The 11,642-nt window shown below is 38.1% G+C and carries 11 protein-coding genes and 1 tRNA gene; 9 read left to right on the top strand and 3 right to left on the bottom strand.

The window, feature by feature from the left end; genetic code table 11:
• The first annotated feature begins 197 nt into the window (after positions 1-197).
• Both CFPU101_RS14340 and CFPU101_RS14335 read left to right on the top strand, forming a co-directional pair.
• On the top strand, positions 198-983 hold the full coding sequence (locus tag CFPU101_RS14340) for a DUF4198 domain-containing protein (RefSeq protein ID WP_206816027.1): 786 nt from the start codon (positions 198-200) through the stop codon (positions 981-983).
• A 158-nt stretch (positions 984-1,141) separates the two neighbouring features.
• Entirely contained in the window at positions 1,142-2,872 is a 1,731-nt protein-coding gene (locus tag CFPU101_RS14335; protein ID WP_206816026.1) for a mechanosensitive ion channel family protein, read from the top strand.
• 1 nt (position 2,873) lies between these two features.
• Here the strand turns inward: CFPU101_RS14335 and CFPU101_RS14330 are convergent, their stop codons facing one another.
• Positions 2,874-4,499 (bottom strand): alpha/beta hydrolase, encoded by a 1,626-nt coding sequence (locus CFPU101_RS14330; protein WP_206816025.1) that lies wholly within the window; start codon positions 4,497-4,499, stop codon positions 2,874-2,876.
• Positions 4,500-4,848: 349 nt separating this feature from the next.
• Here CFPU101_RS14330 and CFPU101_RS14325 point away from each other — a divergent pair, with 349 nt between their 5' ends.
• Together CFPU101_RS14325 and rnc are read left to right on the top strand one after the other, a co-directional pair.
• A complete protein-coding gene (locus CFPU101_RS14325; RefSeq protein ID WP_206816024.1) occupies positions 4,849-5,655 on the top strand; it encodes a carbohydrate ABC transporter permease in 807 nt (268 codons plus the stop codon).
• A gap of 5 nt (positions 5,656-5,660) precedes the next feature.
• Positions 5,661-6,362 (top strand): ribonuclease III, encoded by a 702-nt coding sequence (rnc, locus tag CFPU101_RS14320; RefSeq protein WP_206816023.1) that lies wholly within the window; start codon positions 5,661-5,663, stop codon positions 6,360-6,362.
• 62 nt (positions 6,363-6,424) lie between these two features.
• On the opposite strand, the gene CFPU101_RS14315 is transcribed toward rnc, so the two are convergent.
• On the bottom strand, positions 6,425-7,054 hold the full coding sequence (locus CFPU101_RS14315; RefSeq protein WP_206816022.1) for an FMN-dependent NADH-azoreductase: 630 nt from the start codon (positions 7,052-7,054) through the stop codon (positions 6,425-6,427).
• A gap of 155 nt (positions 7,055-7,209) precedes the next feature.
• Between CFPU101_RS14315 and CFPU101_RS14310 the strand changes: the two genes are divergently transcribed.
• A complete protein-coding gene (locus tag CFPU101_RS14310; protein ID WP_206816021.1) occupies positions 7,210-8,055 on the top strand; it encodes a helix-turn-helix domain-containing protein in 846 nt (281 codons plus the stop codon).
• 13 nt (positions 8,056-8,068) lie between these two features.
• Entirely contained in the window at positions 8,069-8,578 is a 510-nt protein-coding gene (locus tag CFPU101_RS14305; RefSeq protein WP_206816020.1) for a TIGR00725 family protein, read from the top strand.
• On the opposite strand, the gene CFPU101_RS14300 is transcribed toward CFPU101_RS14305, so the two are convergent.
• On the bottom strand, positions 8,546-8,806 hold the full coding sequence (locus tag CFPU101_RS14300; protein ID WP_206816019.1) for a DUF3493 domain-containing protein: 261 nt from the start codon (positions 8,804-8,806) through the stop codon (positions 8,546-8,548). The two genes, CFPU101_RS14305 and CFPU101_RS14300, sit on opposite strands and share 33 nt — an antisense overlap.
• A 56-nt stretch (positions 8,807-8,862) precedes the next feature.
• Between CFPU101_RS14300 and CFPU101_RS14295 the strand changes: the two genes are divergently transcribed.
• The 3 genes from CFPU101_RS14295 to CFPU101_RS14285 all read left to right on the top strand — a co-directional run bounded on the left by CFPU101_RS14295 (position 8,863) and on the right by CFPU101_RS14285 (position 11,500).
• Positions 8,863-8,934, top strand: a tRNA-Thr gene (locus CFPU101_RS14295).
• A 211-nt stretch (positions 8,935-9,145) separates the two neighbouring features.
• Complete coding sequence (locus CFPU101_RS14290; protein ID WP_206816018.1) at positions 9,146-10,363, top strand: ATP phosphoribosyltransferase regulatory subunit; 1,218 nt, start codon at positions 9,146-9,148, stop codon at positions 10,361-10,363.
• A gap of 78 nt (positions 10,364-10,441) precedes the next feature.
• On the top strand, positions 10,442-11,500 hold the full coding sequence (locus CFPU101_RS14285) for a TrkA family potassium uptake protein (protein ID WP_206816017.1): 1,059 nt from the start codon (positions 10,442-10,444) through the stop codon (positions 11,498-11,500).
• Positions 11,501-11,642 lie beyond the last annotated feature (142 nt).

Raw genomic sequence — 11,642 nt, 5'->3', positions numbered from 1 at the left:
GAGAAATTTTTATCGATGACGTTAGACTCAAAGATTAATAATTTACATGATTGATTTAATAATCTTAATTTAATCTGACAATTTTTCTTGAAAATATACCCCACTAGAGGATAACGTATCCTGCTCCATAGTATTACTAAACTAAATTGAAAGTGTTATTTTAAGACCTACTACAGCACTAAGAATTACTTTCAACCATGAAGAAATTATCAACTTTACTAGCAACAGTCCTAACTGGATTGCCCATCTTACTTGGTCAGCCTGTTTTAGCTCACGTCATTTGGTTTGAAAGTCAGACAAGCAATTATGAACTATTATTTGGACATCCAGAACTTAATGAAAGAGAACCCTTAATCTTCAGTAAATTTGAGGGAGCAACTGCCTATGATAGTAATAAAAATACCATTCCCACAACTATTGATTTTGTTAATGAAAATCTGTTTGTTACTCCACAATCGTCAGCATCAGCTTTAACTGCTTTTTACGATAATGGTTATTGGATTGAAAATGTAGATGGCACTTTTAGTAATTTAACTCAAGAAGAAGCAGCAGCAATTAATTATGTGAATACAACCAATTTCGTTAAATACACAAAATATTTAGCGGCTTGGTCGGATGACATTTCGGAATCTTTTGGATTACCATTAGAAATTATGCCTTTAGGCAATCCTCTTGGTTTAAAATCAGGAGATGAGCTACCTATTCAGGTTTTACTCAATGGAAATATTCTTGCTAATCCAACCGTAGAATATTTAGGAGAAACACTTTCAATTGATGCCAATGGAGTAGCTATTATTCCCATTGGTGCAGGCGGATTACAAGTTATTGAAGCGAGTTATCAAAATTTAGCTACCATTAATCCAGGAATTTCTTATGCGACGACGCTGAGTGTGCAACCCACTTCTGTTCCAGAACCCTCTTTTATTTTAGGTTTAGGAGTTTTAGGATTTAGTTTTTTAGTTGGAAAAAAGGAAAAAAGCTAATATCTAGATAATTTAAAGATAGTTAAAAGGTTAGATTTAAAACTAGCCTTTTTTCTATTTTTATTCTTAAAGCCACTTTTGTACACAAAATCAGTCAAGATAAGAAATGGCGATTTCATGTTTAATGACTCGTGCTGTAAAAAGCAGACTTTCTGATTATGGATCAAATGGTTAAAAAGATTACGTTAGGTCTAATTAGTCTATGGATTATCAGTACGATCGCATTTTGGAAAATACCAGCATCAGCACAGACTTTTTCGCTACCCTCACAACCTCGTTTTACCTTAACGCAACCGAGTAATCGGATTTTTTTTACTGGAGACATAGAATACGCTTCTGTATATTTAGATGGATATTCCCTTTTTCAAATCGCTTCCCAGGATGTTGCGATCGCAGAAGCCGAACCAAATGGAGGTTTATCACCCATTCAAAGAAGAGCGAGGCGTATTGAAAGAACACTACACAGCATTGTTAACACAGGTTTTGATCCAAAAACCTTAGAAGTTAAAACGGCGACTCTCAATAACTTAACGGTCATTATTGCCTACGATCAAAAGCAGTTATCTCGAAAGGTGATCCTAACTGTAACCGAAATAGATGCTTTAATCGATTCCTCTTCGGTTCCTATTGTAGCCGAGCGATGGAGTCAGATTATTGACAATGCTCTGGTTCAAGCTTGGAAAGCTCGTCAGCCTGATGCCCGAAAAAGCCAGCTTACAACAGTGGTGACAATAGCAATCGGAGTAATTGTTATAAGTTGTTTTCTCACCTGGGTACATAAATTATTAAAAACTCGTTTTAATCGGCTTAAAAAAAGAGCTAAAGAGCAATTAACAAAAGAATTAAAAGCGATCTCGCCATCCAATCAAGCCGATCACTTTTTTTATGAGCCTTTAGGGGTTTTGAGTGCGTTTCACAAACAAGCTAACATTCAACAACAGCTAATTCTCAATATCTTGCTACAAAGACTTGATCAAATCGGATTGATCTTACTCTGGTTTGGTGGTGTAGCGGCTATCTTATATGTGTTTCCTGAAACTCGTTTAGAAGGGCGTGGCGTAATTCGGATACCTTTAACGATTTTTATTATCTGGTTAATCTTAACGCTGATTAGCAACTTAGCAAGCTTGTATGTTAATTATAAATTACGAGAATGGGTTGAACAAGGCTCAGTCGTTTCTGGTGACCCTCAACGGCGAATTCTACGCGCACCGACTTTACTCACAGTCTTACGGGGAATTATTAATTTTGTTTCGTGGTGTATTGGTATTATTTGGTTTTTGGCTTGGAAAGGCTTTTTACCAAGTTCTTTGTTAACGGGAGCAGGTTTAGTCGGTGCTGCACTTACTTTTGTGTTTCAGAATTTATTAAAAGATTGGGTTAATGGTCTTCTGATTATCTTTGAAGATCAATATGCAGTCGGCGATATGATCGAGTTTGAGGGATTGATCGGAATTGTTGAACAGATGAGTTTACGAGCCACCCAGTTTCGTAGTGCCGATGGACGCTTAAGTACAATTCCCCATAACCAGATTACCGTAGCCCACAATCTGAGTAAAGATTGGTCACGCGTTAATTTTACAATTGAAGTCGCTTATCAGACTGATTCGACAGTAGTAATCGAGTTAATGAAAAAAGTTGCTCAAGAAATGGCAGGGGATCAACAATGGCAGGATGATATTATCGATCCAGTCAGCCTCATTGGTGTCAGTCGTGTCGCTCATACTGGAATTGAAATCATGATGCGGATCACGGTTAAACGGTTGCGTCAATGGGATGTAGAACGCGAGTTCCGTCGTCGTCTGAAACTGGCTTTTGATGAACAAGGAATTGCGATCGGTATTCCTCAACAAAGTTTATTCTTTTATGGGAACCCGACCCAAAATTAATTTATCTCCTACGCTGAAATTTATTGACTGATTCCTGTAAAGCTGACTGTGCGGAAGAATCAATCAGCAAAAATCTAAATTTCTGCTCTTGACTGAGATATTTTCCGTAAGCAGAACTTATAAAAGGACGAAACTGCTCATTATTAGCAGAATATAATTCAAAAAAAGCAAGTATAGTCGGATCTCGATAACTGTCAAGTAATTCAGTTTCAGGTAAAATGAGTCCAGGCATGGAATCTAATACTTGAGTGATACCTGCATCAAGTTGAGAAAAGTCTACATGAGCTTGTCCTTCTACTAAAGCTAAATATTTATTCGGTGTGGTTAACCAAGTAAAAGCGCGAACTTGTTCTAAAACAAAGGGTGTCGCTGGATCGTAATTGCCACCAGAAATCCCCACAGGGATCTGGATTTGTGCTAGTCCAGTTTGTCCGAAAATGGTGCTATTAACTGGGTTTTTCGCCAAGACAGCTTTTACTCTAGGATCTCTAAACTGATAGGTCGGAAATGAAACATCATCTAAAGCACGACACTGCAGTAATAGTGAGACGTTAATACCCGTAAAAGGACGATCGCATATTTCTTTAAGATAGTTTAGATTAATCTCAGCACCCGCAACAGCTAAAGCAGTATAGCCACCAAAAGAATGCCCCGCAACGCCAACATTTTCTAAATCTAATCGTCCACCAAACTCACTTGGATTACGACGTTCAAGTTCATCAATTACAAAGCTAATATCTTTAGGACGGTTATAAAATTCGCTCTTGTCGAAAACTTCTCGTGAAAGACCATTGAGTAACGCTTGTTTTTGTAGTGTATCACTCCCTGGGTGCTGTGGAATAGCGACGACAAAACCGTGAGAGGCTAAATGTTCGCCAACTGCTGTAAAATCTTCTGGTCGAGACGCTAACCCATGAGAGATAATAACGACTGGAGTTTTACCTGGTCGATAGGTTTTGGGAGCAAAAAGAATCATATAAAAAGTACGCTGACGACTCGCATCGGTTAAAGTCAGGGTTTCTTGACGAAATTGATATGAGCCACGTTGGCGAGGGTCTGGAAGTTGGCTAAAATCTATGGTGCTAGATTCGGCTTCTTGTGTGGCTATTTCAGCCATTTGATTCGTAAAGTAGTTTGTCGCTTCAACAACGAGATCGATCGTGTTTGCCAGACCGATGACATATTCTCCCTGAATTTGCATATTGGTGGGAAAGTTACGCAAAACATTGAGTAAGGTCAATCCCTCGGGTTCAAAAGCAGCTTGAATCATGGCACCGCGTAAGGCAAATTTACCATTACTTCCTCCTTGAAGTGTAATGCCTCGACCCGCACGAGTTAAAATATCTGCACCCATCGCACTGTTAAAAAAACGAGAAAGCAAAACAGGACTGATATCAATACGTTTATTTAGAGCTTGTCTAAACTGCTCTCGTTGCTCTGGATTTAATGGTCTTAAATAAAATCTTAAATTACTATTAACTGTGCCATCTTTAGCAAAGGCTTCTAATGATTCGACTTTTACTCCTCCTTTCCAAGGGCCATAAGATAACAAGATCTCATTAGCAGCGACAACTGGCAGAGCAGTAAGTAATGTAGAAAAAAGACTAATTGCAAGTGTTTTAAGCATAAAGATCTAAAATGTTGCTTCTATAATTTAACTTTAAATTAAAGTTTTTACAGACTTAATTTTAAATCATGTTAGCAAATAGTGGAGATACTTGGGCTGTTTTTCTAGCTTTCATGTCTAATACCTAAAAAGGCTTAAGATGGATTGTATTCGTTACAGCTTTGGTTATGGGTTTGTTGCGGAGCGTCATAGCTAGAATATTTTTGAATAACCTTCGTTTGCTTTTGATAATTAAACTGTCTTCTAAATATATTTTGCCTTTTATATTAATTTTTATAGGTTGGTATATACTGGCAGATAGTCCAACTGATTCCGCAACTATTCTTCATAAAATTAATGAGTATAAGTTATGAATAAAAAACTAATTCTTTTATCAATTTTAATTTTATGTGGTATTTTAGTTTTATTTCCTTTAGGAGTTGTTTTGATAACGTCTATTATTCCAGTTGGAATGAATTTAAAAGAGGCAGTAAATCAAAATCACTATACTTGGAATAATTATCAAGAAGCATGGCAGCAGGGTGACTTTATTTTAGCCTTTACGAATTCTACAATAGTAGCGATCGCAGTTACTGTTTTTCAAATTATTACTTCTACAACTGCGGGTTATGCTTTATCTCGTTTGTCGTTTACAGGACGCAATAGCATATTACTTTTAGTTTTAGCAACTCTAGTCATTCCTTTTCAACTTTTAGTGATTCCAATTTTTCTGATTCTTAAAATCGGTAATCTTATTAATACCTATTGGGCTTTAATTTTACCAACAGCAGCAAGTGGCTATAGTATATTCTTGATGCGACAATTCTTTTTAACCATCCCAATAGAACTAGAAGAAGCAGCCTTATTAGATGGTGCTAACCGTTTTCAAATTCTCTGGAACATTCTTTTACCTTTATCACGTCCTGCCTTAGTAACTCTGTTTTTAATTAGTTTTATAGCTGAATGGAATGACTTATTTAAACCCTTAGTTTTTACCACACGCCCCGAACTCAGAACTGTTCAATTAGCCGTAGCCGCTTTTCAAGAAGAATTTACAAATAGTTGGTCAGTTTTAATGGCAGTAGTTGTAATCGTGACGCTTCCCATTATCATTTTATTCCTTTTTGGACAAAAACAGTTTATTAGAGGAATTGGTACAACAGGACTCAAAAACTAAAGATTATGTTAAGTTTACCAACGTTTAAAAATGAAACTCTTTGGTTATCTGCTTTAACCCATCGTTCTTATGTCAATGAATATTCAGATTTTCTAGAACATAATGAACGTCTAGAATTCTTGGGTGATGCTATTCTGGCTTTTTTAGTTGGAGAATTACTCTATCAAACTTATCCGAATTTAAGTGAAGCCCAATTAACTCGTTTACGTGCGAATTTAGTCGATGAAACACAGTTAGCCAAATTAGCAAAAGAACTAAAATTAGGTGAATTATTACGTCTAGGAAAAGGAGCAATTAAAGACGGTAGTAGAAATAACCCTGCTTTACTTTGTGATGTATTTGAAGCGATGATTGGTGCCTATTATCTTGATGCAGGAATTGAAGCAGTTAGAGAATATGTTCAGCCGATTTTTACTAGCGTTGCGGCTGAAATTATTGTACCTGAATCAGATACTGAGAAAAAACCATTAATTGACCCGAAAAATCGCTTTCAACAATGGGCATTAGCTAACTTTACTCAAACTCCAAAATATGAAATCATTAGCGAAACAGGTTTAGATCACGCTAAAGAGTTTATCGCCATTGTCAAAGTACAAGAAACTGTATATGGTCAAGGCAAGGGAAAACGCAAACAAGAAGCAACGAAAGCCGCCGCCGAAGACGCATTAAAACAAATAGAATTAAATCATATTGAAGAAAATAGATAGTATTTTTGAGGGTTTAAAGGCAGCATCAGTAAGCGTATTATCTGAATAGCTGCCTTAGCTTATCATCCTACCAGTTGAGTCATTTGGCTACGAGCATTGGCGATCGATTGTGCTAAACTTGGCTCTCCTAATTCGACATTCTCCACATGAATAAAAGTAATGTCGGTGATCCCAATAAAGCCAAAGATTGCTCTTAAATAAGGGTCTTGAAAATTGATTTTCTCATTATACTCACCCGTACCAAACCCAGAACCTCCTCGCGCTGTGATCACAAACATTTTCTTACCCAGTACCAAAGGTTTGTAAGGGTTTATCGCATTCTCTGGTTGAAAAGCAAACGTTCGCCCAGGACGCACAATTTGGTCAATATATGCCTTAAACGTACTGGTAACGCTAAAATTGTACATTGGAACACCAATAATGTAGAGATCAGCCGCTAAAAATTCGTCTACCAGTTGATTGCTCGTGTTTATTGATTCCCAGAGTTCTGGTGTGCGTTGTTCTGGGGGTGTAAAAGCAGCAGCAATCCAAGGTTCATCGACGTGTGGCACTGGATTTCGACCCAGATCTCGATAGGTCACGAGATCATTAGGATGTGTCTGCTTCCAAAGTTCAACAAATTCTCTGGTCAAACGGCGCGAGTGAGAGCGTTCACCACGTGGGCTAGAATCAATGTGTAATAAGTGTGCCATAGTTTTACTTAATCAAATCTCATTCCAGCTTAGGAAGTTGACTTCAGTTCTGCTATCTGATTTTTGTGTTACTATCACAATCTTGCGATCGGTTTTAGGAAAAGCAAAATTTTTCTCAAAGTGAATAAAATCAAATTAGATCAATTGGGTTTTGCATGATGAATCTAGCTACTGATCAGATAGAAACGGCTCACTGTTGGGAGAATATATTAGTCGAGCAATTCCAACAACCAGCAGGTGAAGCGATTTGTCATTACGGTGATGAACATACGATTTATCTGTCTCTTGCACCCCGTCCTGTACGCTTGCTCATTCAAGGAAATAAAACTTACACTGGATTATATGGTAAAGGTCACATTTCTCTAATACCTGCTCAGATGTCGGTTTTTGCGCGTTGGGATGATGAAGATCATTATTTGCAGATTCGCATTGCATCTCGTTTTTTGCAGAGTGTTGCTAGAGAAACCCTCTCTATAAATCCTGATCAGCTTGAATTAATTCCAGAATTTCGGACTCGTGATCCCCAGATTGAGGCGATCGCAATGTTACTATTTTCTGAACTCAAACAAGACAATGTAGGGAGCAGACTATATACTGATTCACTTGCTAATGTTCTAGCAGTTCATCTACTCAGACAATATGCTGTTTCTAAATCTCGTCTTGGGATTTATGAAGGTGGTTTAACAGAGCGTCAATTGTTACAGGTGTTGGACTACATTAACCAACATCTAAATCAAGAAATTAAACTGGCTGATTTAGCGACATTACTCGGAATGAGTCAATATCATTTTAGTCATCTGTTTAAACAGTCGATCGGTATAGCTCCCTACCAATATTTAATCCACCAACGGATCGAACGAGCCAAACAATTATTAAAACAGACCGATCGTTCTATTATCGATATTGCTTTAGAATGCGGGTTCAATAGCCACAGTCATTTAACTAAACAGTTTCGTCAACTGACAGGGATCACACCAAAAGCTTACAGAACTTACCTTTAAGGAATGAGGAGCAATGAGAAACATAATAATTGGAGTGATGGGGCCTGGTGAAAATGCTAGTTCAGAAGACCTTAAAAATGCCTACGAACTGGGTCAAATCATTGCTATCAATAATTGGGTGTTATTGACAGGAGGTAGAGCGAGCGGTGTTATGGATGCAGCTAGTAGAGGGGCTAAACAAGCGGGAGGATTAACCGTTGGGATTTTACCGAGTACAAATTCACAAGCATCAGAAGCAGTAGATATTGCGATCGTTACTGATCTCGGTCAAGCTCGGAATAATATCAATGTACTATCTTCCGATGTGGTCATTGCTTGCGGTATGGGCTTAGGAACGGCATCAGAAGTAGCTTTAGCCTTAAAAAATCAAAAATCTGTCATTTTGTTGACCACTGATTCAATCAGTTATCAGTTTTTTCGATCTTATGCTCGCGATCAACTGTTTCAGGCAACCACACCGCAAGAAACCATTCAATTAACCCACAAAATTTTAGCTAGACTTTCTTTGTTCGAGACGATATAACCAAACCATTAACGCGACAACACCCACCTGCAAAGCAAAATTAGGCAAAACACCCATCACATTTTTACCTGCTATTAATTGGGCTAGAAAAATAAAAGCCCCGATTAAACCAGAAGCCCCAAAACCAATATACATAAATTGTCGCAATCCTTTATAAGGTGCTTTCGCTTCTGCTTTTAGACGAGCGTATTTTTCAGGATCGAGTTTTTGTCTGTTAGGATTCGTCATGCGTTAAATCTTTTGATTTTTTATTCTTCTTTATAGTATAATTTGAGATTGGCAATGCCGATGTAGCTCAGTGGTAGAGTAGTTGATTCGTAATCAATTGGTCGTGGGTTCAAATCCCATCATCGGCTTAGTGTAAAAAACTATTAATTTTTGAGCATCAATCAAGATGTTGTTTAAAGAATTGATTGGGGACGACTGTAAATGTAAAATGTAGATACTACGAGAACCCCAGTTGAACAACTAGGGTTTTTTATGTCATAAACACAATGGCGGTAGCAAATCAACGACCAAATATAAATTTACGATTGGTCAAAACACCATTCAATTAGCATCAAAACAATGATTCATCAAGCACCGTCTGGCGCAAGAGATTTACTCCCCCTTGAAGTGACTCAAAAATCATGGATCAACGATCGCATACAAGAGATTTTTCAACGGTGGGGCTATCAACGTATTGTCACCTCTAGCATCGAATGGCTTGATACACTAATAGCAGGTGGCGCGATTGAACGTTCTACGGTTATTCAACTACAAGAAACCAGCGAAGGAGCATTAGGATTACGCCCCGAATTAACCGCCTCTATTGCCCGTACTGCCGTCACTCGTTTAGCAGATCATTCTCATCCACAACGCATCTGTTATCGTGCTAATGTTTTTCGTAATCCTCCCACTGGACATCATGGACAACAATTAGAATTTCATCAAGCGGGTGTAGAACTACTTTTTGCAGGTGGTGTGTTAGCAGATGCCGAAATTTTGCTGTTATTGGCTCAATGTTTAGAGCAACTGGGTGTACCTCAATGGCATTTAATCTTAGGAGAAGCCGAATTAACTCGCTCTTTACTCTCTCCTTTTCCGCTTCCTTTGCAACAACAAGTCCGTCACTGTCTTGCTAACTTAGATTATGTCAGTTTAGAAAATTTGTCTTATCCAAGTGCAGTCCTACGAGAACAAGCCCTACTATTATTTAATCTACGAGGTAATCCTAGCGATGTTCTGCAAAAAATCCTCACTCTTGATTTAGATCAATCCGCACAACAAGCCGTTAATAATCTTAAATCCTTACTAGAATTAGTACAGAATAGCTTTGCTAAACCCCTTCCCTGGGTATTAGATTTAAGTTTGGTGCAAACCTTTGATTTTTATACGGGAATTATTTTTAAAGCCGTTAGTTATACCGATCAGCAACTCCGCATCTTAGCTCAAGGCGGACGTTATGACCAATTATTAAGCGTGTATCATCCTCTTTCAAAAGCCGCCCCAGGTATTGGCTTTTCGCTTAATTTAGAAAATTTACACACTTGTTTACTTTCGACTACTCTTTTACCCCAAGAAACGCCCCCTTTAGATTGGTTAGTGATTCCTCAAACACCTGATGCGGAAATTGCGGCTTTAATTCATGCTCAACACTTAAGAAAATCGCCAGAACTCCTGCGAGTTGCTCTTGAAATTGGTGGGCGTTCTCCTGAAGCGATTCGAGAATATGCCCGTCGGGTGAGAGTCAAAAAATTAGCTTGGATTGGCTCGGATGGACAAGTTGAAGATGAGTCATTATAGCATTCCTCTATACTCCCTTAAACTTAATCAACAACTATCATGAGATAGATTTGATCTTTTCGCTCTGGAGGGCTAAAGGTGCTAAGTTCGCTCCAGCGTACTTTATTAGGTATTCTGTTTTTTCTCGCTACTGTTGTTGGCGCGACAATAGGATATATGTTGTACGGCTGGAATTTTTTGGATTCGTTTTATCAAGTCATTATTACGGTTTTTGGCGTTGGCTTTGGAGAAATTAGACCGATTAATACACCAGGACTTAGGATCTTAACTATACTGGTGATTATTTGTGGTACAACTTCAGCCGTTTATGCAGTCGGTGGATTTTTTCAAATGATCACCGAGGGTCAAATCAATCAAATGTTAGCATCAAGACGCATGAATCGAGAAATAGAATCGCTACAAGATCACGTGATTATCTGTGGTTATGGTCGTTTAGGACAGATTTTAGCCCGAAGGCTACAAGAATCACAAGCCACGTTTGTTATTATTGATAACAACTCTGAAAGAATTATACAAGCTCAAGAAAAAGGCTATTTAATTGTAGAAGGCAATGCCGCCGATGAAAATAGTCTATATACAGCAGGAATCCAAAAAGCGAAATATTTAGCGACCGTTCTTCCTGATGATGCTCTAAATGTCTTTATTACCTTAACCGCTAGGGAATTGAATTCTAATTTAATGATTATTGCTAGAGGGGAGTTACCCTCTACTGAAAAAAAACTGAAGTTAGCGGGGGCTAATCAAGTTATTTTACCAGCGACGATCGGGGCCGAACGGATGGCTCAAATGATTACCCATCCTGCGGCTATTGATTTTCTTGAAGAAGATGAAGGTAGACGGAATCTTAATGAATTACTCGCGCAAATTGATCTCAAACTTGAAGAACTTTCAATCACATCTAATTCACCTTTTGTCAACCAACCGATTAGTGAAATGGAAACAGGAGGAAAAGGAGCTTTTGTCGTCGTCGCACTTCGTCAACTTGATGGAACAATTTTAATTCATCCCTCACATTCATTTATCTTGCAAGAAGGGGATACAGTCATTTTGCTCGGACATCAGGGGGATCTTCCTCAATTTGCTCGACGATTTTCGATGAAACGCAGTGGCTTAACCTATCGAGGCACAACGATTTAAGACTGATAGCTTGGACAGAACAGGGTATGATCAGAGGTTTATAATATAAAGCAGATAATTAGATACAACTATCAATCATTTAGGTTATTTTCTTGCTTTATAAACTCTTTTCGTGTCCTTTATTAAAACAAATTTTTAATCC

Source organism: Chroococcus sp. FPU101 (assembly GCF_017312365.1).
Taxonomy (GTDB): Bacteria; Cyanobacteriota; Cyanobacteriia; order Cyanobacteriales; family Microcystaceae; genus Chroococcus.
Note: the sequence above shows the minus strand (reverse complement) of the source record. Positions and strands in the feature narration are given on the sequence as shown.